This window comes from Streptomyces sp. NPDC000594, assembly GCF_040299965.1.
Taxonomy (GTDB): Bacteria; Actinomycetota; Actinomycetes; order Streptomycetales; family Streptomycetaceae; genus Streptomyces.
Window position 1 is genome coordinate 143,258 of the sequence record NZ_JBEPCY010000014.1, and the last position, 22,672, is coordinate 165,929.

General features: G+C 72.2%; 21 protein-coding genes. 10 read left to right on the forward strand and 11 right to left on the reverse strand.

Features of this window, described 5'->3' with window-relative positions; translation table 11 throughout:
• Positions 1-176: 176 nt before the first annotated feature.
• The 5 genes from ABT354_RS20895 to miaA all read right to left on the reverse strand — a co-directional run bounded on the left by ABT354_RS20895 (position 177) and on the right by miaA (position 6,729).
• Positions 177-1,766, reverse strand: coding sequence for a M1 family metallopeptidase (locus tag ABT354_RS20895; RefSeq protein WP_351495888.1), 1,590 nt, complete (start codon positions 1,764-1,766; stop codon positions 177-179).
• Positions 1,767-1,832: 66 nt separating this feature from the next.
• On the reverse strand, positions 1,833-3,968 hold the full coding sequence (locus tag ABT354_RS20900) for a RelA/SpoT family protein (RefSeq protein WP_351495890.1): 2,136 nt from the start codon (positions 3,966-3,968) through the stop codon (positions 1,833-1,835).
• 143 nt (positions 3,969-4,111) lie between these two features.
• A complete protein-coding gene (gene dapF / locus ABT354_RS20905) occupies positions 4,112-5,086 on the reverse strand; it encodes a diaminopimelate epimerase (protein ID WP_351495893.1) in 975 nt (324 codons plus the stop codon).
• Between the two features lie 121 nt (positions 5,087-5,207).
• Positions 5,208-5,657, reverse strand: a complete 450-nt coding sequence (locus ABT354_RS20910) for a hypothetical protein (protein WP_351495983.1) — start codon at positions 5,655-5,657, stop codon at positions 5,208-5,210.
• Positions 5,658-5,790: 133 nt separating this feature from the next.
• Positions 5,791-6,729 (reverse strand): tRNA (adenosine(37)-N6)-dimethylallyltransferase MiaA, encoded by a 939-nt coding sequence (gene miaA / locus ABT354_RS20915; protein ID WP_351495895.1) that lies wholly within the window; start codon positions 6,727-6,729, stop codon positions 5,791-5,793.
• Between the two features lie 194 nt (positions 6,730-6,923).
• Here miaA and ABT354_RS20920 point away from each other — a divergent pair, with 194 nt between their 5' ends.
• On the forward strand, positions 6,924-7,223 hold the full coding sequence (locus ABT354_RS20920; protein WP_351495897.1) for a hypothetical protein: 300 nt from the start codon (positions 6,924-6,926) through the stop codon (positions 7,221-7,223).
• A 21-nt stretch (positions 7,224-7,244) separates the two neighbouring features.
• Positions 7,245-7,496 carry an antitoxin gene (locus ABT354_RS20925; protein WP_351495899.1) on the forward strand — a complete coding sequence of 84 codons (252 nt, stop codon included), beginning with the start codon at positions 7,245-7,247 and terminating at the stop codon, positions 7,494-7,496.
• A 623-nt stretch (positions 7,497-8,119) separates the two neighbouring features.
• Here ABT354_RS20925 and ABT354_RS20930 read toward each other — a convergent pair.
• Both ABT354_RS20930 and miaB read right to left on the reverse strand, forming a co-directional pair.
• Positions 8,120-8,836 (reverse strand): class III extradiol dioxygenase subunit B-like domain-containing protein, encoded by a 717-nt coding sequence (locus ABT354_RS20930; RefSeq protein ID WP_351495901.1) that lies wholly within the window; start codon positions 8,834-8,836, stop codon positions 8,120-8,122.
• 77 nt (positions 8,837-8,913) lie between these two features.
• Entirely contained in the window at positions 8,914-10,434 is a 1,521-nt protein-coding gene (gene miaB, locus ABT354_RS20935) for a tRNA (N6-isopentenyl adenosine(37)-C2)-methylthiotransferase MiaB (RefSeq protein ID WP_351495903.1), read from the reverse strand.
• A gap of 187 nt (positions 10,435-10,621) precedes the next feature.
• Between miaB and ABT354_RS20940 the strand changes: the two genes are divergently transcribed.
• Positions 10,622-11,620, forward strand: coding sequence for a TAXI family TRAP transporter solute-binding subunit (locus ABT354_RS20940; RefSeq protein ID WP_351495906.1), 999 nt, complete (start codon positions 10,622-10,624; stop codon positions 11,618-11,620).
• Between the two features lie 90 nt (positions 11,621-11,710).
• Here ABT354_RS20940 and ABT354_RS20945 read toward each other — a convergent pair whose 3' ends face one another.
• Both ABT354_RS20945 and ABT354_RS20950 read right to left on the reverse strand, forming a co-directional pair.
• Entirely contained in the window at positions 11,711-13,132 is a 1,422-nt protein-coding gene (locus tag ABT354_RS20945; RefSeq protein ID WP_351495908.1) for a sensor histidine kinase, read from the reverse strand.
• Between the two features lie 9 nt (positions 13,133-13,141).
• Positions 13,142-13,843 carry a response regulator transcription factor gene (locus ABT354_RS20950; RefSeq protein WP_351495910.1) on the reverse strand — a complete coding sequence of 234 codons (702 nt, stop codon included), beginning with the start codon at positions 13,841-13,843 and terminating at the stop codon, positions 13,142-13,144.
• A gap of 478 nt (positions 13,844-14,321) precedes the next feature.
• Here ABT354_RS20950 and ABT354_RS20955 point away from each other — a divergent pair, with 478 nt between their 5' ends.
• The 7 genes from ABT354_RS20955 to ABT354_RS20985 all read left to right on the forward strand — a co-directional run bounded on the left by ABT354_RS20955 (position 14,322) and on the right by ABT354_RS20985 (position 20,880).
• Positions 14,322-15,107, forward strand: a complete 786-nt coding sequence (locus ABT354_RS20955; protein ID WP_351495912.1) for an amino acid ABC transporter ATP-binding protein — start codon at positions 14,322-14,324, stop codon at positions 15,105-15,107.
• A gap of 35 nt (positions 15,108-15,142) precedes the next feature.
• Positions 15,143-15,964, forward strand: coding sequence for a glutamate ABC transporter substrate-binding protein (locus ABT354_RS20960; protein WP_351495914.1), 822 nt, complete (start codon positions 15,143-15,145; stop codon positions 15,962-15,964).
• A gap of 75 nt (positions 15,965-16,039) precedes the next feature.
• On the forward strand, positions 16,040-16,714 hold the full coding sequence (locus ABT354_RS20965) for an amino acid ABC transporter permease (protein ID WP_351495916.1): 675 nt from the start codon (positions 16,040-16,042) through the stop codon (positions 16,712-16,714).
• Positions 16,711-17,589, forward strand: coding sequence for an amino acid ABC transporter permease (locus ABT354_RS20970; protein ID WP_351495918.1), 879 nt, complete (start codon positions 16,711-16,713; stop codon positions 17,587-17,589). The genes ABT354_RS20965 and ABT354_RS20970 overlap by 4 nt, the downstream gene beginning before the upstream one ends.
• 336 nt (positions 17,590-17,925) lie before the next feature.
• Entirely contained in the window at positions 17,926-19,551 is a 1,626-nt protein-coding gene (locus ABT354_RS20975; RefSeq protein ID WP_351495921.1) for an FAD-dependent monooxygenase, read from the forward strand.
• A 349-nt stretch (positions 19,552-19,900) separates the two neighbouring features.
• A complete protein-coding gene (locus ABT354_RS20980) occupies positions 19,901-20,434 on the forward strand; it encodes a cupin domain-containing protein (protein ID WP_502983459.1) in 534 nt (177 codons plus the stop codon).
• Positions 20,431-20,880 carry a rhodanese-like domain-containing protein gene (locus tag ABT354_RS20985; protein ID WP_351495925.1) on the forward strand — a complete coding sequence of 150 codons (450 nt, stop codon included), beginning with the start codon at positions 20,431-20,433 and terminating at the stop codon, positions 20,878-20,880. Before ABT354_RS20980 ends, ABT354_RS20985 begins: the two co-directional genes overlap by 4 nt.
• A gap of 82 nt (positions 20,881-20,962) precedes the next feature.
• On the opposite strand, the gene recX is transcribed toward ABT354_RS20985, so the two are convergent.
• Together recX and recA are read right to left on the reverse strand one after the other, a co-directional pair.
• A complete protein-coding gene (gene recX / locus ABT354_RS20990) occupies positions 20,963-21,541 on the reverse strand; it encodes a recombination regulator RecX (protein WP_502983456.1) in 579 nt (192 codons plus the stop codon).
• A gap of 6 nt (positions 21,542-21,547) precedes the next feature.
• Positions 21,548-22,672 (reverse strand): recombinase RecA, encoded by a 1,125-nt coding sequence (recA, locus tag ABT354_RS20995; protein WP_351495927.1) that lies wholly within the window; start codon positions 22,670-22,672, stop codon positions 21,548-21,550.

The window sequence follows — 22,672 nt, forward strand, 5'->3', positions numbered from 1 at the left end:
GATCCTTACGTCGATGGGTTCGCTTCGGTGTCCGGTCGCGCCGGAGGGGGTCCGGAGCGGCCTGTATCGGTCACAACGCGTGAGGGGGCCGGATGATTCCCGTACGGCGACCGTGCGGGAGGCGGCCCCGGTGGCGTCGCCGACCCGTCGATGTTCCCATGGGGCGGCCCGGCCCGTCATCCCGGTTTCCGGAGGGATCCGGGGCCGGTGAGCGGGCCCGTCCGCCCGGCGGGGCCGGAGGCCGTGGTGTCGGGGCCGGAGGCCGTGGTGTCGCCCTCGGTCACGGGCGTGAGGGCGGCCCACTCCGGGTGGCCGGGCATCGGCGGGGTGCGTTCCCCGTACAGCCAGCCCTGGAAGAACCCGGACAGATCCCGCCCGGCGGTCTCGGAGGCGAGCCGGACGAACTCGTCCGTGCCCGCCGTGGCGTCCCGGTACCGGCTCACCCAGGCGCGCTCCAGCCGCTCGAACGCCTCCGTGCCGATCGTCTGCCGCAGCGCGTACAGCACCAGCGCGCTGCCGTCGTACACCACCGGACGGAAGAGGCTGATCTTCTGGCCGGGGCGCGGGGGTGCGGGGGCGGCGGGCGGCCCTCCGTCGGCCCGCCACTGGTCGGAGTGGCGGTACGCCTCGCGCAGCCGCTCCTCGATGGTGTGCCCGGACTTCTCCTCCGCGTACAGGGCCTCGTACCAGGTGGCATGGCCCTCGTTCAGCCACAGGTCGGACCAGCGGCGCGGGGTGACACTGTCGCCGAACCACTGGTGGGCCAGCTCATGGACCATGATCGCGTCGACGTACCACGCGGGGAAGGGGCTGTTGACGAAGAGCCGCCGCTCGAAGAGCGACAGGGTCTGGGTCTCCAGTTCGTAGCCGGTGCTGGCGTCGGCGACCAGCACCCCGTAGTTCTCGAAGGGGTAGGCGCCGACCTTCTCCTCCATCCAGGTGATCTGGGCGGGGGTCTTCGCCAGCCAGGGCTCCAGGGCGGTGGCGTCCTTGGCGGGCACCACATCGCGGACGGGGAGCCCGCCGGGGCCCTCCCGGGTGGGGACGACCGAGGTGCCGATGGCGACCTGGGCCAGCTCGGTGGCCATGGGGTGCCGGGTGCGGTACGCCCAAGTGGTGGTGGCGCCGTCGGTCCGCTTGCCGATCCGGACCCCGTTGGCGACGGCGGTCAGCTCGCTGGGGGCGGTGACCCGGACGGTGAAGTACGCCTTGTCGGCGGGGTGGTCGTTGGAGGGGAAGACCCGGTGGGCCACATCGGCCTGATTGGCCATCACCAGTCCGTCGCGGGTACGGACCCAGCCGCCGTCCCGGCCCCGGGGATCGCTGGTGTGGGTGACGGTGATGTGGAGGCGGGAGCCGGCCTCCAGCGGCAGCACCGGCTGGACGACCAGGTCCTCGTCGGCGGAGCCGAAATCGGCGGGCAGCCCGTTCACCTCCACCGAGGCGACCGTGCCGTGGGCGAAGTCGAGATTGACGCGCTCCAGCCGCTCGGTCGCCCTCGCCTCGATCCGGGTGACCGCGTCCAGCGGGGTGGTGTTGGCGCCGTGGTACGTGAAGGAGAGGTCATAGGAGAGGACGTCGTACCCGGGGTTGCCGAGGTGCGGGAAGAGCGGGTCGCCGATGCCGAGGGCGACGGGTGACGGCGGCGGCAGCACGGCGGCCACCAGGGCCGCCGAGGCTCCGGCCAGCAGCAGCGCGCGCAGCCGCCGCCGGATGCGGGACGGCCGGGGCCGCCGGGGGGCGACGGGCGGGGAATCGGGCAGCATGCACTACGGCTACCAGGGCGCGTGGACCGTACGGGCGGCAACGCGCGACCGACCACCCGAACGAGATCAGCCGGTGGCCGCCGGATGCTGACTGCGGCTCACGTCGTACACGCCGGGGACCTGGCGCATGGCCCGCATCAGGGCGGGGAGTCCGGCGGCGTCGGGCAGGGCGAGGGTGTAGGTGTGGCGTACCCGCTGCTCGCTCGGCGGTTCGACGGTGGCGGAGACGATGGCGGCGCCCTCCACGGCGATGACCTCGGTGAGGTCGGCGAGGAGATGGGGGCGGCCGAAGGATTCGGCGACCAGGGTGACCCGGCAGCCCGCCGCCTCGCCCCAGCGGGCGGGGATCGGCTCCCGGTCCAGGGTCGCCATCCGGGCGACGGCCGAGCACTCGGCGCGGTGGACGGTGACCACTCCGCCGCGGACCGCGAACCCGATGACCGGGTCGGGGGGTACGGGGGTACAGCACCCGGCGAGCCGTACCGTCGCGTCGGGGAGGTCGACCACGGCACCGGCGACGGCGGGCCGGTCGGCCTCGGTGGTGACGGGGGCGGAGCGGGGCGGCGCGGTCGCCGGGTCCTCCGCGCCGTAGGGGTGGGCCGCCAGCCAGGTGGTGATGGCGATCCGCGCGGCGGGGGTACGGGCGTGCTCCAGCCAGTCCGGCGAGGGCCCCCAGGCGGCGTCGTGCACCTCGGCCGGGGCCGGTGCGCCGGAGGTGTCCTGGGCGAAGAGGAGGTGGACGGCGTCACCGTCGTGGAGCACGGTGCTCAGGGTCGCCAGCCGGCCGTTGACCCGGGCGCCGATACAGGCGTGGGCGCCCTCGCCGTGCTGGGCGTAGGCGGCGTCGACACAGCTCGCCCCGGCGGGCAGGCCGAGGACCCGGCCGTCGGCGCCGAAGACGGTGATCTCCCGGTCCTGGGCGAGGTCGGCGCGGAGCGAGCTCCAGAAGGCGTCGGAGTCGGGGGTGGACTGCTGCCACTCCAGCAGCCGGGAGAGCCAGCCGGGGCGGGTCGGGTCGGCGCGCTCCCCGTCGGCGGGCTCCCCGTCGGAGGGTTCGGCGCTCTCCTGGGGTACGGAGGGGTTGCCGAGGGCGATCACCCCGGCCTCGGCGACCGTGTGCATCCGGTGGGTGCGGATGAGGACTTCGGCGACGGAGCCCTCGGGACCGGCGACGGCGGTGTGCAGCGACTGGTACAGATTGAACTTGGGGGCGGCGATGAAGTCCTTGAACTCGGAGATCACCGGGGTGAAGCAGGTGTGCAGCTCGCCGAGGACGCCGTAGCAGTCGGCGTCCTCGCCGACCAGGACGAGGAGCCGTCCGAAGTCGGTGCCGCGCAGTTCGCCGCGTTTGATGCTGACCCGGTGGACGGAGACGAAGTGGCGCGGCCGGATGAGGACTTCGGCGGTGATCCCGGCGTCCCGCAGCACGCCGCGCACCCGCTCGGCGATGGCGTCGAGGGCCGCGCCCGCCGAGGAGTTCTCCGCGATCAGGGCGCGGGTCCGCTCGTACTCGGCGGGGTGCAGGATCGCGAAGACCAGATCCTCCAGCTCGGTCTTGATCGCCTGGACGCCCAGCCGTTCGGCGAGCGGGATCAGCACATCGCGGGTGACCCGGGCGATCCGGGCCTGTTTCTCGGGACGCATCACCCCGAGGGTGCGCATGTTGTGCAGCCGGTCGGCGAGTTTGATCGACATCACCCGGACGTCGTTGCCGGTGGCGACGAGCATCTTGCGGAAGGTCTCGGGCTCGGCGGCGGCGCCGTAGTCGACCTTCTCCAGCTTGGTGACCCCGTCGACCAGATAGGCGACCTCGGGGCCGAACTCCCGGGTGACCTGATCGAGGGTCACCTCGGTGTCCTCGACGGTGTCATGGAGGAGTGATGCCGTCAGGGTGGTGGTCTCGGCGCCGAGTTCGGCCAGGATCAGGGTGACGGCGAGCGGATGGGTGATGTACGGCTCGCCGCTCTTGCGGAACTGGCCCCGGTGGGACGATTCCGCGAGGAGGTAGGCCGTGCGCAGGGTGGTGAGATCCGCGTCGGGGTGGTGGGCCCGATGGGCGTCGGCCATGTGCCCGATGGCGTCCGGCAGCCGGCCCCGGCCGGGCGTGCCGAGCAGTGCGGCACGCCCCAGCCTGCGGAGGTCGATGCGGGGACGGCCGCGTCTGCGGCTGTGGGCACCAGGGTTAGCGGCCTCTGCACTCATGGGGGCACCTCCGGGCGGCAATCGACCGGCGAGGCGAAAGGCAGGTGTGCCCTCCGGGCCGGTCCTTGATGCTATCGAGCCCACCACGTGGAGCAGTCCGCCTCTCGCCGAGCGTGAAACGGATCACCCATTCGAGCGAAGCTCTATCGTGCAGCGTTTTGGGATGGTGCGAACAGGTCCGGTGAGATATGTCCCTCGGCGACGATCACGGCCGGTCCGGTCATCTCGACCTCGCCGTCGGGGCGCTCGGTGATCACCAGACGTCCGCCGGGGAGGTCGACGGTGTAGGTGACGGGGGTGCCGGTGACCGCCGGGTCCACTCCGTCCCGGCGGGCGGTGGCGACGGCCACCGCGCAGGCGCCCGTACCGCAGGAGCGGGTCTCGCCGGAGCCGCGCTCATGGACCCGGAGGGCGACATGGCGCTCGCCCCGGTCGGCGACGAACTCCACGTTCACCCCGTCGGGATAGACGGCGGACGGGGCCCAGGCGGGCTCGGTGTACAGGTCACCGGCGTGGTCGAGGTCGTCCACGAAGGCGACCGCGTGCGGATTGCCCATGTTCACATGGGTGGTGGGCCACTGACGGCCGCCGACGGAGACGGTGACGGTCTCCTCGGGGAGGGCGGCGCGGCCCATGAGGACGGTGATGTCGCCCTCGTCGGCGCCGGGAAGACCCGGGGCACCGGGAGCGCCCGGGGCTCCTGCGGCGGGAGCCTTGGCGATGTGGACCCGCTTGACGCCGCCCCGGGTGGCCACGGCCAGATCCCCGGCGCCGGTGTGTCCCGCGTACTGGAGGTAGCGGGCGAAGACCCGGACGCCATTGCCGCACATCTCGGCGACGGAGCCGTCGGCGTTGCGGTAGTCCATGAACCACTCGGCGCGGTCGGCCAGGGCGCGGGCCTCGGGGTGGGCCTCGGACCGGACCACATGGAGCACCCCGTCGGCGCCGATGCCGGCCCGGCGGTCGCAGAGCCGGGCGACGGTCTCCGGGGTCAGGTCGAGCGCGTTCGCCGGGTCGGGGACGATCACGAAGTCGTTCTCGGTGCCGTGGCCCTTGAGGAAGGGGACGGGAGAGGCTGGGGAGGGCTGCGCGGCCGGTGGGATGCTCACGTCGTCCATGGTACGAGCGGCGTACGGGGACGGGCGCGTTGTCCACAGGCCCGGGGCGGACCGGGCGCCGGGCCCGGCACCGGGGCCGGGTTCCGGGGGCGACCTCCGGGACAGAGCACCCGGACAGGGCTCAGCGGAGCCGGGCCACCCGCCAGACGGCGAGCCCGACGACCACCGCGACCACCACCGCGTACAGCAGGAGGACCCGCCAGTCGGGCCGCTCCCCCGAGCCGCGCGGGGGCAGACCGGGCCAGGTGTGGCCGACCCTGCGGGCGGCCATGACGCCCCACCCCGCCGCGCAGCAGCCGATCAGCAGGCCGAGCATGGCGATCACGGGGCCGCCCCCGCCGGTGCCGAAGGCGAGCGGGAAGCCGAACATCAGGGAGCCGGTCACCGCCAGCATCACGATGGGGGCGAGCTGCCAGACCCGGAGCCGGCGGGCGGGCCGCAGCTCGACCTCGACCTCGCCGGAGATCACACCGGGATCATCGGGCGCGTCGGGCCCGTCCGGGCTGAGCCCGGGTGCGGGGCTCAGCGCGTCCCGCCGCTGCTGGTCGGTGTCGTGAGGGCCGGCCTCCATCGCCACGTGCCCTCCCCACTAGGACTCCACAGTCGATCGTCGCTCGATGATGGCACGGTCCGGGGCGCCCCCATGACGGGCGGGACGTCCCGATGCCATCACGTGATCAGGCTGTAACCGCCCGTTCGATGATTCAGGCGGCGACGGCCCCTTCGATCAACGCCAGGGCCCGTGCGGGAAGTTCCCCGCGGTCGGCCTCGGCACCACTGAGCCAATGCACCCGGGGGTCCCTTCTGAACCATGAATCCTGACGGCGCGCGAAGCGTTTGGTGGCGCGCACGGTCTCCTCGCGCGCCTGCTGTTCGGAGTACTCGCCCGCCAGTGAACGAAGAATCTGCTGGTAGCCCAGGGCGCGTGACGCCGTGAGCCCCTCGCGCAACCCCTGCGCCTCCAGGGTCCGTACCTCGTCGACGAGGCCGTCGCTCCACATCCGGTCCACCCGCAGCGCGATGCGCTCGTCCAGTTCGGGGCGGGCCACGTCGACACCGATCTGCACGGTGTCGTAGACGCTCTCGTGACCGGGCAGATTGGCGGTGAAGGGCTTGCCGGTGATCTCGATCACTTCGAGGGCGCGGACGATCCGGCGGCCGTTGCCGGGGAGGATCGCGTGCGCGGCCCCCGGGTCGGCGTCGGCCAGCCGGGAGTGCAGCACGCCGGGGCCCAGCTCCGCCAGCTCGGCCTCCAGACGGGCCCGGATCACCGGGTCGGTGCCGGGGAACTCCAGCGCGTCGACCGCGCCGCGCACATAGAGCCCGGAGCCGCCGACGAGGACGGGGACCCGGCCGGCGGCGAGCAGCCGGTCGATCTCGGCGCGCGCGAGCCGCTGGTACTCGGCGACGCTCGCGGCCTCGGTGATGTCCCAGATGTCCAGCAGATGGTGCGGGACGCCACCGCGCTCGGCCGTCGTCAGTTTGGCGGTGCCGATGTCCATCCCCCGGTACAGCTGCATGGAGTCGGCGTTGACGACCTCCCCGCCCAGCTGCCGGGCGAGGAAGACGCCCAGGTCGGACTTTCCGGCGGCGGTGGGGCCGACGACGGCGATGACCCGCGGTGCGGGAGCGGTGCTTCTCACCGCCCCAGTCTCGCAAATCCGGCGGGATACCCCGAACGAGCGAGGTGACGCCACGGCGGAGGGGTCGTTGCCTGTTGCGAGGTTCCGAACGCCGGTTTTCCGGCCGGTGTGCCCCCAGCGCGGTGACGAGACGCTGCGGGTGGCCGCGTGACGCGGCGCGGCGGCCTCTCGGACGAGTACGCTATGGAGTAGATATGGGTGTTTTTGCACGCTTGTTCGGTCGGTCCAAGGGCGATGCCCCGGAACCGGCGGCACCGGCCGCCGAGAAGACCACCGATAGCCTGGAGGTGGAGCCCGCAGCCGGTACCACCAGCGAGACCGAGGCGCCGAAGGACGGGGCCGCCGTGAAGGCGGCCGGACCGGCGGAGGAAGCCGCCACCGAGGCCGTGAAGGCCGAGGGGGCGGAGACCGCCGCCGAAGGTGTGGAGATCCCGCGCCAGCAGTCGTCCGGGGACGCGGCGGACCGTGAGGCCGGTGAGGGCGCCCGCCAGTAGTCCCACGACGAAAGGTGCCCCATGGGTCTCATGGACACACTGAAGGCCAAGCTCGCCCCGGCCAAGGAGAAGGTCTCCGACCTGGCACAGCAGCACGGGGGCAAGATCGAGCAGGGCTTGGACAAGGCCGCTCACGCGGTGGACGCCCGTACCAAGGGCAAGTACAGCGACAGGATCCAGACGGGCACGGGCAAGGCCAAGGAGGCCCTGGACCGCATCGCGCACAAGGACGACGGCGGTACCCCGCCGCCGCCCGCGCCTCCCGCCTCCTGAGGCGCCTTTCAGCGGATCGGCCGGACGGCCGCGGAGCCCTCGCTCCGCGGCCCGCCGCCGGCTGGCCGCCGGGGGGGGGGGGGGGGGTTACGCCCACCCGGGGGGGGGGGGGCACGAGGGGGTGGGGCCTGATTTCCGGGTCGGGGGGGCCCGCCGGCGCCGCCCCGGCGCGGGGCCCGTCCGCCGTCTGCCCTCCGGGAGGGCTGGGGCTCGTACCGCCCTCCCGGGGGTGCGGGACCACGACGGGGAGCGCCCTCGGGAGGGGACCGGACTCGGGCACCGGGGCAGCCGCCGGTGCCCGAGGACAGCCACGGAACACGGCCCACTCGGCCGCGATGGATCCCCCGGAGTGCCGGCGCCCGGCGGATGCCCCGGGTGTACGGGTACGCCCCGGGTGCCTCGCGGAGCGGGTGGCCCGACGCTCAGGGCGGTGGCTGCTCGCCGAGGGCACAGGCGGCGGAGCCGCCCCCGCGGTCACGGGAGCGGCCGGGCACGCCCTCGTACAGCAACCCCCTCCAGGCGGACGGCCGTGCGCCCCGGCGTACCCGTACACCCCCGGTGCCTCGCAAGGGCGTACAGCGGGGGGCTCAGGGGCCCGTGGGCGGCTCCGGGGGCCGGGAGGGTCAGGTCCAGGTGGCGACGAGGTAGCCGACGCCGTACGGGGCGTCCTCGTGGAGCAGCCGTCCCGCCTTGCCCGTGTCCTCCGCCGCGCCCGCCAGGACCTGCCAGGGGGCCCGTCCCGCCGCCTGGAGCTGCCGCGCCAGGGCGGGGTCGAGCGACTTCAGCGCGTCGATGTCGGCGGCGCCCAGCGCCCGTGCGGCGTCCGCGTCGAAGCCCTCGGCGCGCGCGTCGAGATAGCCGGGGGCCTTGAGGGTGCGGCAGGCGCTGCCGTCGCCCATCGCGAGGACGGCGACCCTCGGGGCACGCGCCCCGGCCCGCCGGCCCAGCTCCAGGGCCGCGTCCGGCGCCAGCTCCGCCGTGACGCCGAGGCCCTCCACCGGGCAGGCGTCCCAGCGCGCCCGGCCGAGCAGCCAGGCGCCGACGGCCAGGGAGTACGGAAGCTCCCGCTCCGGCTGCCGGTCGGCCGGTCCGGCCCCGAGGCGTACCGCGAGATCCACGCCGAAACCCCGGAACGAACCGGGGGTACCGGCGGGGTACACCCCGTCCGCCCCGGGCTCCACGGGTCCCACCACGATCAGCAGATCGGGCCGGGCGGCGGCCAGCACCCCCACGGCGTCGGCGCACGCCTCCCGGGCCGCGTCCAGTTCGGGCGCGGCACCTGCGGCGACCTCGGGCACGAGCAGCGGCGGACAGGGGCAGACGGCGGCGGCGACAAGCATGATCGGCAGCCTAACCCGTCCCACCGGAACCCGGACAAGGGCTCAGGCGGGACCCGGGAGGGAGCCGCCGGACGCGGTCAGCCCAGCCCGCAGGCGGGCGCCGCGGCCACCGGAAGCGGCTCCGGCACGCCGATCTTGGGCAGCCCGAGCAGCACCCCGGCGGGCTTGGGCGCCGCCCCGTCCCGGCGCTTCTGCCAGGCGTCGCCCGACCGGGTGCGCCGCACGCCCGTCACCGGCCCCTCGGCCAGGAGGTGGTGCGGAGCCGCGTAGGTGATCTCCACGGTGACCACATCGCCGGGGCGCACCTCCTCGTCCGGCTTGGTGAAGTGGACCAGGCGGTTGTCCGGGGCGCGCCCGGACAGCCGGTGGGTGGTGCCGTCCTTGCGGCCCTCGCCCTCGGCGACCATGACGTCCAGGGTCCGGCCGACCTGCTTCTTGTTCTCGGACCAGGAGATCTCCTCCTGGAGGGCGACCAGCCGCTCGTAACGCGCCTGGACGACCGCCTTGGGGATCTGCCCCTCCATGGTCGCGGCGGGGGTGCCGGGACGCTTGGAGTACTGGAAGGTGAAGGCGTTGGCGAACCGGGCCTCGCGGACCGTGTGCAGCGTCTGCTCGAAGTCCTCCTCGGTCTCGCCGGGGAAGCCCACGATGATGTCGGTGGAGATCGCCGCGTGCGGGATCGCCTCACGCACCTTGTGGATGATCCCCAGGAACCGGTCCTGCCGGTAGGAACGGCGCATCGCCCGGAGCACCGTGTCCGAACCGGACTGAAGGGGCATATGGAGCTGCGGCATCACATTCGGCGTCTCGGCCATGGCGGCGATCACGTCATCGGTGAAGTCACGGGGGTGCGGGGAGGTGAACCGGACCCGCTCCAGCCCCTCGATCCGCCCGCAGGCGCGCAGCAGCTTGCTGAACGCCTCCCGGTCGCCGATGTCGGAGCCGTACGCGTTGACGTTCTGCCCGAGCAGGGTGATCTCGGAGACGCCCTCGCCGACCAGCGCCTCGATCTCCGCGAGGATGTCGCCGGGCCGCCGGTCCTTCTCCTTGCCCCGCAGCGCGGGCACGATACAGAAGGTGCAGGTGTTGTTGCAGCCGACGGAGATCGACACCCAGGCGGCATAGGCGGACTCACGGCGCGTGGGCAGCGTGGAGGGGAAGGCCTCCAGCGACTCCGCGATCTCGACCTGGGCCTCCTCCTGCACCCGGGCGCGCTCCAGCAGGACCGGCAGCTTGCCGATGTTGTGCGTACCGAAGACGACATCCACCCAGGGGGCGCGGTCGACGATGGTGTCGCGGTCCTTCTGGGCCAGACAGCCGCCGACGGCGATCTGCATACCGGGGCGCCGGGTCTTCATCGGGGCGAGCCGGCCAAGATTGCCGTACAGCTTGTTGTCGGCGTTCTCCCGGACGGCGCAGGTGTTGAAGACGACGACATCGGCGTCGCCGTCGGCGTCCTTGGGGGCGCGGACGTAGCCCGCGTCCTCCAGGAGTCCGGACAGCCGCTCGGAGTCATGGACGTTCATCTGACACCCATAGGTGCGGATCTCATAACTGCGCTGAACGTCCACTGCCTGGCTCCGGTCACTGCTGGTCATGGGACAAGGGTAGGCGGTGGCGGGGACAGCTCCCGCACATCCACCCGGGAGCGGACCACCGAAACGCCTCCGACCTGCGGGAACAGCAGGCGGGCGGGTGCTCTCCCGTACGGTCGCCGTCCGTGCGCGCACGGAGACCCGGCCCCGGTCTGGTCAGCGACCGCGCCCGCCTGGCAGGATCACCCGCATGTTCCAGGCCATGTCCCGAATCGGCCGCCGCCGGGCCGCGCGGGCGGCCGCCGCACTCCTCGTGGTCTCCGGTCTGCTGCTGTGGTGGCTGCTCCCCCTGGAGGAGCCCGGCCCGCGCGGCGCGGTCACCTTCAGCACCGGACTGCCCAGCGGTGTGTACGAGCGGTACGGCTCGCTGCTCAAGGCGGAGCTGGGCCGTGACCTGCCCGAGGTCAGGGTGACCCTCAGGGACAGCGCCGGGTCGAAGGAGAACATCGCCCGGGTCGCGAACGGCGGCGCGCACTTCACCATCGCCACCGCCGACGCCGTCGCCAAGTACCAGCAGGACGGCGGACCGCAGGCGGACCGGCTGCGCGGCTGCGCCCGGCTCTACGACGACTACATCCAGCTGGTGGTGCCCGGGGACTCGCGGGTCAAGGAGATCGGGGACCTGCGCGGTCTCACCGTGGGCATAGGCCAGGAGCGCTCCGGGGTCCGGCTGGTCACCGAGCGGCTGCTGGAGGCCGCCGGGATCAACCCGGCGAAGGACATCACCGCCGTCCCCGAGGGCATCGACACGGTCCCCCGGCTGCTGGAGCAGGGGCGGATGGACGCCTTCTTCTGGTCCGGCGGACTGCCGACCACGGCGATCACGGATCTGTCCCGGCGGACACCCATCCGGCTGGTCCCGCTCCGCCCGAAACTGGTGGACACGATCCACGCCACCACCGGCCCCACCGGTCACTACCGTCAGGCCGTGGTGCCGACGGACGCGTACGACCACGACGGGAACGACGCACCCGTACCCACCATGGCGGTGGCGAATCTGCTGGTGACCACCGATCGCATGGAGAAGGACCTGGTGGAGGGGTTCACCCGGACGGTGATCAGAAGCCGGGACCGTATCGGCGACAAGGTCCACGCCGCCCAGCGGGTGGATCTGCGGACGGCGATCTACACCGACCCGCTGGAGCTGCACCGGGGTGCCCAGCGGTACTACATCTCGGAGAAGCCCTGACCACTCCCCCGGGAGGATCCGGCGCCCGGCTCCCCCGGGAGGATCGAACAGCCGGCTCCCCCGGGAGGACCGGACGGCCGGGAAAGGTGCTCAGCAGGCGGTCCGGGGCACGCTGACCGTCACCTTGAGCCCCCGCGGCGGGTGATGGTCGTACGCGATGGTGCCCCCGCCCGCCGACAGCAGCGCGCGGGAGATCGACAGCCCCAGCCCCGACCCCTTGACGTTCTGATGGCGCCCGCTGCGCCAGAAGCGGTCACCGACCCGGGACAGCTCCTCGTCGGTCAGCCCCGGCCCCCGGTCGGCGACCACCACGGTGCAGACCCGGCCCCGGGCGCCCACGGACACGGTGACCTCCTCGCCGCCGGGGGTGAACTTCAGCGCGTTGTCGATCACCGCGTCCAGGGCGCTGGAGAGACCGATCGGGTCGCACCAGGCGCTGACCGCCGTGTTCGGCCCGGTCAGCCGTACCCCCTTGGCGTCGGCGACCGGACGCCAGGAGGCGACCCGTTCGGCGGCCAGCTCCCCGATGTCGATCAGTTCGAGCGTCGCCGACGCGTGCTCGGCGAGCGCCAGATCGAGCAGGTCGTCGAGGACCTGGGTGAGACGCTTGCCCTCGGTACGGACGGACGCGATCTCCTCGTTGTCCTCGGGGAGTTCGAGCGCCAGCAGCTCGATGCGGAGCAGCAGCGCGGCGAGGGGATTGCGCAGCTGGTGGGAGGCGTCCGCGACAAAGGCCCGCTGCTGCTCCAGCACCTGTTCGACGTTGTCGGCCATCTCGTTGAAGGAGCGGGCGAGCCGGCGCAGTTCCGGCGGGCCGCCGGCCGCGGCGACCCGGGAGTTGAGCCGACCGGTCGCGATGTCGTGGGTGGCCGCGTCGAGGACGCGGACCGGGAGCAGCACCCAGCCGGTGAGCCGGACGGCGGCGCCCACGGCGAGCAGCATCGCCGCCGCCTCCCCGGCGGCTATCAGCAGCCAGCCCTCCAGGATCCGGGAGCGCAGCCCGTCGGTGGGCGAGTCGGTGAGGACGACGGCGACGACATCCCCGTCCCGGACCACGGGCGAGGCGACGATCAGGCGTTTGCCGCGCTGCCAGGGCCACACCTGCGGGGGGTCCTGGCTGCGCCGTCCGGAGAGCGCCTCGTCGAAGGCCCTGCCGTGCTCGCCGGGGACGCCGCTCACCCACCGCTCGTGCGGGCGGGGGAGGGACCAGCCCTCGGGTGAGCGGGCCATGACGCTCCGGTCCCGGCGGAAGACACCGGCCTTGATGCCATAGGTGGACCAGTAGCGGTTGAGCTGGAGCTGGAGCACGGACTGCCGCTCCTCGGACTCGCCGGACTCCCCCGACGCGCCGACGAACTGGGCGATGGCCGCGAAACGGACGGTGTCGTCGATCCGGTCCACGACGACGCGCTGCTGCTGGGCCGCGGCGAGGCTCGCGGCGAGCGGGAGACCGAGGGCCAGCAGAACGCCCGCGAGCAGGACGATGAGCAGGGGGAGGAGCCGGGTGCGCACGGGATCCGATCAGTCGGTCGGCGCGACGAGCCGGTAGCCGACGCCCCGGACGGTCTCGATCAGCGTGGGCATGCGCAGCTTGGACCGGAGGGAGGCCACATGGACCTCCAGGGTGCGGCCGGTCCCCTCCCAGTTGGTGCGCCAGACCTCGCTGATGATCTGCTCCCGGCGGAAGACGACCCCGGGGCGCTGGGCGAGGAGAGCGAGGAGGTCGAACTCCTTGCGGGTGAGCTGGACTTCGGTGCCGTCGACGCTGACCCGGCGGGTGGGCAGTTCGACGGTCATGGCGCCCAGGCGCAGGGCGTCGTCGGAGGCGCCGGTCCCGTCGTCGCCGCCGGTGCCCCGCCGGCTCACGGCGTGGATACGGGCCAGCAGCTCACCGGTGTCGTACGGCTTGACCACGTAGTCGTCGGCGCCGAGGTTGAGGCCGTGGATCCGGGAGCGTACGTCGGAGCGGGCGGTGACCATGATCACCGGGGTGGTGGTGAGCTTCCGCAGCCGTCCGCAGACCTGGTAGCCGTCCTGGTCGGGGAGGCCGAGGTCGAGCAGGATCACCCCGAACGGGGGCAGTCCGGGGTAGGTGGCGGGGAGCACCGCGCGCAGCGCCTCCTCGCCGTTACGGGCGTGCACCACCTGGAAGCCGTGCCGGGCCAGGATCGCCGACAGGGCGGCGGCGACATGGTCGTCGTCCTCGACGAGCAGCAGTCTCATGGCCCCCTCGGTTCTTCTGTCTCGGTCGTCAGCCGCGCGGTTCGTCAGCTGTCTCGGTGGTCGGTCGTTTCGGTCACCGGCCGGCCCGGTGGCGGTCGGTGCCGGGTGGGCGTCCGGCGCGGGACCGGCAGGTGTCCCGCGCCCGGTCCCATGGTGGCGGGGCCGGGCCCCCGGTGTTCCCACCGGGGCCGTCGTGCGGTGTGCGGCGGTCCGCGGATGCCGCACTCCTGTGTGCTGCCCGCCCAGGGGCTCGTCACACGCACAGGGCATCAAGGCTGATTCCCGGCCAGTGCGTCAAGAGGATGTCACCCGACGGGGGGCTTCCGTTATCCACCCGGTACGCCATTCGTCACCCTCATCACGCATAGTGCGCATCCGAAGCCATATCGTTATGCTCAATTTCCGCTCAGATGTAATGACGCTCGTCGGACCCCCTCACTACTGTCCTCCCAACCGAGGAGGACGGAGCAAGAAGCCGATGAGCCAAGTAGCCAAGACCAAGGGGCACGGTGACGCGACCCCGGCAGCGGGCGACCTGGTCGTGCTGAGCGGGGTGAACAAACACTTCGGCGCGCTGCATGTGCTCCAGGACATCGACCTGACCATCGCCCGGGGTGAGGTCGTGGTCGTCATCGGACCCTCCGGGTCCGGTAAGTCCACCCTGTGCCGCACCATCAACCGGCTGGAGACCATCGACTCGGGGGACATCTCGATCGACGGCAAACCCCTCCCCCAGGAGGGCAAGGAGCTGGCCCGGCTCCGCGCCGATGTCGGCATGGTCTTCCAGTCGTTCAACCTCTTCGCGCACAAGACGGTGCTGGAGAACGTGATGCTGGGCCAGATCAAGGTCCGGCGCAAGGAGAAGCCCCTCGCCGAGCAGCAGGCACGCAAGCTGCTCGACCGGGTCGGCGTCGGTTCCCAGTGCGACAAGTACCCGGCCCAGCTCTCCGGCGGTCAGCAGCAACGCGTGGCCATCGCCCGTGCGTTGGCCATGGATCCCAAGGTCATCCTGTTCGACGAGCCCACCTCCGCGCTCGACCCGGAGATGATCAACGAGGTCCTGGAGGTCATGCAGCAGCTCGCCCGGGACGGGATGACGATGGTGGTCGTCACCCATGAGATGGGCTTCGCCCGCTCCGCCGCCAACCGGGTGGTCTTCATGGCCGACGGCAGGATCGTCGAAGAGGCCACGCCCGAGGAGTTCTTCAACAACCCGCGCAGTGACCGGGCGAAGGACTTCCTGTCGAAGATCCTGCACCACTGACGACCGACCCCATCACGACACGAGGGATGTTCTCCATGAAGCTCCGCAAGGCATCGCTGGCCATCGCCACCGGTCTGGCCCTCTCGCTGACCCTCACCGCCTGTGGCGGCGACTCCGGCAGCGACGACAAGAAGATCACCATCGGCATCAAGTTCGACCAGCCCGGCATCGGCCTGAAGACCACCGACGGCAAATACACCGGCTTCGATATCGATGTGGCCACCTATGTCGCCAAGGAACTCGGCTACGACGCCAAGGACATCGAGTGGAAGCAGGCCCCCAGCGCCGACCGCGAGACCCTGATCCGCAACGGTGACGTCGACTTCGTCGTAGCCAGCTACACCATCAACGACAAGCGCAAGGCCGAGGTCGACTTCGCCGGCCCGTACTTCCTCGCGCACCAGGACCTGATGGTCCGCGCCGACGACAACTCCATCACCAAGGCCACCGACCTCAACAGCAAGAAGCTGTGCTCGGTCACCGGCTCCACCCCGGCGCAGAACGTCAAGGACAACCTGGCCCCCGACGCCGACCTCAAGACGTACGGCGGCTACTCCGAGTGCCTGACCGGCCTGGAGAACAAGGCCGTCGACGCCCTGACCACGGACGACGCCGTCCTCGCGGGCTACGCCACGCAGAAGGAGCACACCGGCAAGTTCAAGCTCCTCGGCCTGAAGCTCAGCAACGAGCCCTACGGCATCGGCCTGAAGAAGGGCGACAAGGAGCTTCGGGACAAGATCAACAAGGCCCTGGAGAAGATGAAGAAGGACAACTCCTGGGACGAGTTCGTCAAGAAGAACTTCGGCTCCTCGAACTACAAGAACGAGCCCGCGCCGGAGATCACCGAGACCAGCTGAGGCCAGCGGTGACGTGCCGCCGGCCCCGGCCGGCGGCACGCGCCACGATCCAACCAGGAGAGATCGCGGGTCATCGTGTTCGACTTCCTTGATTCTGGGCAGTACGACCTGCTCGGCGCGTTCTGGGTGACGACCCAGCTCGCCATCTACTCGGCCATCGGCTCCCTCGTCTGGGGAACCGTGCTGGCCGGCATGCGGGTCGGCCCCGTGCCCCTGATGCGGGCCTTCGGCACCGGCTATGTCAATGTCATGCGGAACACCCCGCTGACCGTCGTGATCGTCGCCTGCTCCCTCGCCCTCAACCAGACCCTGGGCTTCACCCTCGGCGCCGAACGCTCCGAGGACATCGGCTTCCGGATGGCGGTCCTCGGACTCGCCGCCTACACCGGCACCTTCGTCTGTGAAGCGCTGCGCTCCGGCATCAACACCGTCCCCGTAGGCCAGGCGGAGGCGGCCCGGGCACTCGGGCTGAGCTTCTTCCAGGTGCTGACCCTCATAGTCCTGCCGCAGGCGTTCCGCTCGGTGGTCGCCCCGCTGGCGAACGTCCTGATCGCCCTCACCAAGAACACCACGGTGGCCGCGGCGATCGGAGTCGCCGAGGCGGCCCTGCTGATGCGAGAAATGATCGAGAACGAAGCCGACGCGCTCCTCGCCGTCTTCGCCGTCTTCGCCTTCGGTTTCGTCGTCCTCACCCTGCCGACCGGTCTGCTGCTCGGCTGGGTCTCCAAGCGTGTGGCGGTGAAGCGATGACCTCCGTGCTCTACGACGCCCCCGGCCCCCGGGCCAAGCGGCGCAATATCCTCTACACCGTGGTCTTCCTCGTCGTGGCCACTGGGGCGGCCTGGTGGGTCCTGGACGTCATGGCCGACAAGGAGCAGCTCACCTCGGAGAAGTGGAGCCCGTTCGTCCAGGACTCCCAGGTCTGGACCACCTTCCTTCTCCCCGGGCTCTGGGAGACGCTGAAGGCCGCCGCGATCTCCGTCCTCATCGCCCTGCCGCTCGGCGCCGTCCTCGGTATCGGCCGGCTCTCCGACCACGCCTGGATCCGGGTGCCCGTCGGTGCCGTGGTCGAGTTCTTCCGGGCCCTGCCGGTGCTGCTGCTGATGGTCTTCGCCTACCAGGCGTTTGTGCAGTTCACCGACCTGGAGTCGGATATCCGGCCGATGTACGCCGTCATCACCGGCCTGGTCCTCTACAACGCCTCCGTGATCGCCGAGATCGTCCGGGCGGGCATCCTCTCGCTGCCGCAGGGACAGACGGACGCCGCCAAGGCGATCGGGATGCGCAAGAGCCAGACCATGGCCCATGTCCTGCTGCCACAGGCGGTCACCGCGATGCTCCCCGCGCTGGTCAGCCAGCTCGTGGTCATCGTGAAGGACACCGCGCTCGGCGGCGCGATGCTCGGCTTCAACGAGCTGCTCTACCAGTTCCGCCCCATCACGGCCAACTACGGGGCCAACACCATCGCGGCGCTCACCGTGATCGCGTTGATCTTCATCCTGGTGAACTTCGCCCTCACCTCCTTCGCGAGCTGGATCGAAGGCCGGATACGCCGGGGGAAGAAGAGCACGGGCGCCGTCGTCGACCTCAAGACCGTCGACGCGGGCGCGGCCGCCGGGACCTGATCCGGCGGTCCCCTCAGACCAGGGAGGGGCGGTGGCGCGGCGGCGCCACCGCCCCTCCCTGACCATGTCCCGGCCCGGGACACGACCGGGCCTCCTCGGCCATGACCCCGCCTCCGGTACGACCCCGGCCCACCGCTCCGCGCGCCCCCGTACCACCGGCGGCATCCCCCGGGAACCCGTGCCCCGGCCCCACGGGCGCCCGCACGCCATGCCACCCACCCGTCACTTGACGCAGGCACCCCCAGTCGGTTGCATACGTTCTGTGATCACACACCGGGCTACCACCACGGCTTCCGGCCTGCCCCCCGCACCCCTGCGAGGCCGGGGGGTCCCGTCGTGGACCCGGTGATCGTCGTCGGCGCCGGCCCGGTGGGGCTCGCCCTCGCCCTCGCCCTCGCCCAGCAGGGCGTTCCCACGGTCGTCCTGGACGAGACCGACGGCCGCGAGGAGCCCCGCCCCGCCCGTACGGTCGTCCTGCGCCATGACACCGCGCGGATGGCCGCCCGGCTCGGCTGTACGACGCTCCGTGACGAAGGCATCCGCTGGACCGCCTGGCGCACACTCCGGCGCAAACAGCCCGTACGACGGCTGGAGCTGACGGACCCGCCGACCGACGCGGCGGCACCGGCCCTGGACGCGACCGCTGTCCCGGCTCCGCTGCACATCCCCCAGCACGCCCTGGCACACGGACTGCGCGCGGCCGTCGCGAAGCGACATCTCATCAAGCTGGTCACCGGGAGCCATGTCGACTCGCTGGAGCAGGACGGCGCCGGGGTCACCGTGCACACCCGCGGCCCCGGGGCCACCTGGTGGCGCGGCAGCCATGTGGTGGGCTGCGACGGCTCCCGCTCCACCGTCCGCAAGCTGCTCGGCATCCGCTTCCCCGGCCGTACGGCGGTGGAACGGTACGCGGTCGCCACCCTCCGCGCCGAACTGCCCTGGCCCGGCGAGGCGGTACTGCACCGCAGACCGCCCTGGCGCTCCGGCGGCGAGGAGATCACCGCCCGGCCGCTGCCCGGCGGGCTCTGGCGGCTCGACTGGCTGCTGCCGCCCCAGGGCGAACTGGTCACCCCCGACACCCTGGTCGCCCGGATCCGGGACACCCTCGCCGGATGGTGCGGCGAGACACCCCCGTACGACCTGATCGACACCGGCGTGCACACCGCCCACCACCGGCTCGCCCGGAGCTGGCGGGTGGGACGCGCCTTTCTCGCGGGGGACGCCGCCCATCTGCTGGGCGCGCTCGGCACCCAGGCCCTCGACGAAGGGCTGCGGGACGCCGAGAACCTGGCGTGGAAACTGGCGTACGACTGGCACCAAGGAGCCTCCGAACCCCTTCTGGACAGCTATCAGTCCGAGCGCCGCACGGCCCTCGCGGCCCGGCTGCGCGCCGCCGACCAGGGCCTCACGGCCCGGCAGGGCGGGGTGCGCAGCCGTCTCCCGGGCGCGGGGCGCGGCCAGGACACCCTGCTGACCGATGGCCATCTGGGGCTCGGTCAGCTCGGCGCCGCGCCGGTGCACGCCTACTCCCCCCTGGGACCGGAGTGCGCCCCGGCCCAGGTCGTCCTCGATACGCCGCTGGGCGCGCAGATCACCGATGTACGGGTGACCGCGCCCGACGGCACCACCGCCCGGCTGCGGGACCGGCTGGGGCGCGGCCGACTGCTGGTGCTCCTGGTGGCACCGGGCACCGGGGTGTGGGACCAGCGGCACTGGCAGAGCGCCGGGCTGATGCCACGACTGGCGGAGGCGGTGGGCGGGCTCCCGTTCCGCGCCGAACTCCTGGTGACCGAGGGGTACCCGGGCGCAGCGGCCCATACTGTGCTGCTGGTCAGGCCCGATGGGCATCTGATCGGCTCATTCGCGGGGGTACGGCCCGAGGAGCTGTACGCAGCGGCCGACGCGGCCCGGGGCGGCGAGCCCTCCACGGCCCCCAGCGACCGTACCGCGGACATCAATTGACCGCTCATCGGCAGCCCGGTCATACTCACGCTATGACCGGCACCGATGTGCGCCTGTGGCGGAGGGTCCATATGGACCTCCTCCGCTATGCGGGCGGCGTGTGTCGTCCCTCCTGCTGAATTCGCCTCCTTCTCCTCCGCGCCCCGGCACGCTGTGCCCCCGCGCGTCCTTCGCGAACTCCAGGACGGTTCCCATGTCCCAGGCGCCATCTCGCCCTGCCCGGAACACTGCTCTGCTCCCACCTCCCCTTTCCGGACGGCCCGAATCTCCCGTTCCGTCCGGGCCCTCCGGTTCCTCCGGGCCTTCTGACGCCTCCGGCGTTTCCGGCACGCAGCCCGCCGGGGCCCCGCTGTCATCCGGCACCGTCCCGGCCCCGGAGCGGGCCGCGTGGGCGGTCACCTCGGCCGAGCTGCTGGACTTCGTCCGGCGCGCCGCCGCCGACGAGGAACTCATCGCCTCCCTCCCCCTCTCCCCCGACGAACGCACCTGGGTACGGCTGGAGGGGCCGGGCGGCAGCGAGGCATGGCTCATCGGCTGGCCGCCCGGGACGGGGACGGGCTGGCACGACCACGCCGAGTCACTGGGCGCCTTCGCCACCGCCGCCGGTGAGCTGACGGAGCGCTCCCTCGCGGTGCGGCTCCCCTCCAGCGGCTGGGTCTCCCTGGAACTGCACGAGGGGGTGGACCGGGAGCGCCGCCTCACCCCGGGTCAGGGCCGGGCCTTCGGCACCCACCATGTGCACGAGGTGCTGAACGAATCCACCACCGGGCACGCCGTCTCGGTGCACGCCTACTATCCGCCGCTGCCGCTGATCCGGCGGTTCAGCCGGAACGGCGCGGTGCTCCGGCTGGAGCAGGTGGAGCTTCCGGAGGACTGGCGATGACCGAGGAGAACACCCCCGGGCCGACCCCGGAGGCCGGGGAAGCCGGGAAGCCGATCGGTGTGGACGAATTGTTGGAGCGGGTACGCGAGGGACTGGACCGGGTGGGCCCGGAGCGGGCCTTCCGCGAGGCGGCGGAGGGCGCGCTGCTGGTGGACACCCGCTATGCGGCGCTGCGGGACCGGGACGGTCTGATCCCCGGCGCCCTGGTCGTGGAGCGCAATGAACTGGAGTGGCGGCTGGATCCCCAGGGCAGCCACCGCGCACCGGAGGCGGTCGGTCATGATCTGCGGGTCGTGGTCATCTGCAATGAGGGTTACGCCTCCTCCCTGGCAGCGGAGTCCCTGCGCCGGCTGGGACTGCACCGGGCGACGGATCTGATCGGCGGTTTTCAGGCATGGCGGGCGGCAGGACTGCCGGTGGAGACGGGGCCGCCGGTGGACGGCTGAGCCCCCCGGCCCTGGGCCGCCCGGGACCTCGGAGGCACCGGAGGCACCCGAGGGACCCGAGGCACCGGAATTCTCGGCAGCCTCAGAAGTCCTCGCCCAGGCCCTCCAGCTCCTCGCCCTCCTCCTCCAGCGCCTGGCGCACCACCCGCAGGGCCAGCCCCTCCCCGTACCCCTTGCGGGCCAGCATCCCGGCCAGGCGGCGTATCCGGCGGTCGCGGTCGAGGCCCCGGGTGGACCGGAGCTTGCGGGCGACCAGCTCCCGGGCGGTCTCCTCCTCCCGCTCGGGGTCGAGCCGGCCGACCGCGCTGTCGATCACGGCCGCGTCCACCCCCTTGGTCCGCAGCTCCCGGGCGAGCGCCCGGCGGGCGAGGCCCCGGCCGTGATGGCGGGACTCCACCCAGGCCCCGGCGAAGGCGGCGTCGTCGATGAGCCCGACGTCCTCGAAGCGGGCGAGCACCTCCTCGGCCACCTCGTCCGGGATCTCCCGCCGCCGGAGCGCGTCCGCGAGCTGATGGCGGGTCCTCGGGGTGCCGGTGAGCAGGCGCAGACAGATCGCCCGCGCCCGCTCGGCCGGGTCCCGGGGCAGCGACTCCCGCTCGGCCCTCGACGAGCCGGAGCCGCCGCCCGGTCCTTCCGATCGCCTCTCGGATGACAGAGACACGATCGGCTAGCTCTTGGCCGCCGACTTGGCCGCCCGGGACTTGGCGGCCGGGGCGGTCGCCGCCGCCTTGGCCTGCTCATCGGCGGGCACGGCAGCCGAGGCGTCCGGACCCGGCTCGGCACTCGGGGTCTCCGGCCTGACCCCGACGCCCAGCTTGTCCTTGATCTTCTTCTCGATCTCATCGGCGAGACCGGGGTTGTCCTTCAGGAAGTTACGGGCGTTCTCCTTGCCCTGGCCCAGCTGGTCGCCCTCGTAGGTGTACCAGGCACCGGCCTTGCGGACGAAGCCGTGCTCCACGCCCATGTCGATCAGGCCGCCCTCACGGCTGATGCCGTGGCCGTAGAGGATGTCGAACTCGGCCTGCTTGAAGGGCGGCGCGACCTTGTTCTTCACCACCTTGCAGCGGGTGCGGTTGCCCACGGCGTCGGTGCCGTCCTTCAGGGTCTCGATCCGGCGGATGTCGATCCGGACCGAGGCGTAGAACTTGAGCGCGCGGCCACCGGTCGTGGTCTCCGGCGAGCCGAACATCACACCGATCTTCTCGCGGAGCTGGTTGATGAAGATCGCGGTGGTCTTGGACTGGTTCAGCGCGCTGGTGATCTTCCGCAGGGCCTGGCTCATCAGCCGGGCCTGGAGACCCACGTGGGAGTCGCCCATCTCGCCCTCGATCTCCGCACGCGGCACCAGCGCGGCGACGGAGTCGATCACGATGAGGTCGAGCGCCCCGGAGCGGACGAGCATGTCGACGATCTCCAGCGCCTGCTCGCCGTTGTCCGGCTGCGACAGGATCAGATTGTCGATGTCGACGCCGAGCTTCTTGGCGTACTCGGGGTCGAGGGCGTGCTCGGCGTCCACGAAGGCGACCTGGCCGCCCGCCTTCTGCGCGTTGGCCACGGCGTGCAGGGTCAGGGTCGTCTTGCCGGAGGACTCCGGGCCGTAGATCTCCACCACCCTGCCGCGCGGCAGACCGCCGACGCCGAGGGCGACGTCGAGCGCGGTCGAGCCGGTGGGGATCACTTCGATCGGCTCGTTCGGCCGCTCGCCCAGGCGCATCACCGCGCCCTTGCCGAATTGCCGTTCAATCTGTGCGAGCGCGGCGTCGAGCGCCTTCTCGCGGTCGGTTCCTGCCAT

Coding starts and splice junctions, on each gene's coding strand:
- ABT354_RS20940 (WP_351495906.1), top strand. CDS start 10,622: ATGTTCCAGGCCATGTCCCGAATCGGCCGCCGCCGGGCCGCGCGGGCG.
- ABT354_RS20985 (WP_351495925.1), top strand. CDS start 20,431: ATGACCGAGGAGAACACCCCCGGGCCGACCCCGGAGGCCGGGGAAGCC.
- dapF (WP_351495893.1), bottom strand. CDS start 5,086: ATGGACGACGTGAGCATCCCACCGGCCGCGCAGCCCTCCCCAGCCTCT.
- ABT354_RS20920 (WP_351495897.1), top strand. CDS start 6,924: ATGGGTGTTTTTGCACGCTTGTTCGGTCGGTCCAAGGGCGATGCCCCG.
- ABT354_RS20970 (WP_351495918.1), top strand. CDS start 16,711: ATGACCTCCGTGCTCTACGACGCCCCCGGCCCCCGGGCCAAGCGGCGC.
- ABT354_RS20950 (WP_351495910.1), bottom strand. CDS start 13,843: ATGAGACTGCTGCTCGTCGAGGACGACGACCATGTCGCCGCCGCCCTG.
- ABT354_RS20925 (WP_351495899.1), top strand. CDS start 7,245: ATGGGTCTCATGGACACACTGAAGGCCAAGCTCGCCCCGGCCAAGGAG.
- ABT354_RS20930 (WP_351495901.1), bottom strand. CDS start 8,836: ATGCTTGTCGCCGCCGCCGTCTGCCCCTGTCCGCCGCTGCTCGTGCCC.
- ABT354_RS20955 (WP_351495912.1), top strand. CDS start 14,322: ATGAGCCAAGTAGCCAAGACCAAGGGGCACGGTGACGCGACCCCGGCA.
- miaB (WP_351495903.1), bottom strand. CDS start 10,434: ATGACCAGCAGTGACCGGAGCCAGGCAGTGGACGTTCAGCGCAGTTAT.
- ABT354_RS20910 (WP_351495983.1), bottom strand. CDS start 5,657: ATGGAGGCCGGCCCTCACGACACCGACCAGCAGCGGCGGGACGCGCTG.
- recA (WP_351495927.1), bottom strand. CDS start 22,672: ATGGCAGGAACCGACCGCGAGAAGGCGCTCGACGCCGCGCTCGCACAG.
- ABT354_RS20900 (WP_351495890.1), bottom strand. CDS start 3,968: ATGAGTGCAGAGGCCGCTAACCCTGGTGCCCACAGCCGCAGACGCGGC.
- ABT354_RS20960 (WP_351495914.1), top strand. CDS start 15,143: ATGAAGCTCCGCAAGGCATCGCTGGCCATCGCCACCGGTCTGGCCCTC.
- ABT354_RS20895 (WP_351495888.1), bottom strand. CDS start 1,766: ATGCTGCCCGATTCCCCGCCCGTCGCCCCCCGGCGGCCCCGGCCGTCC.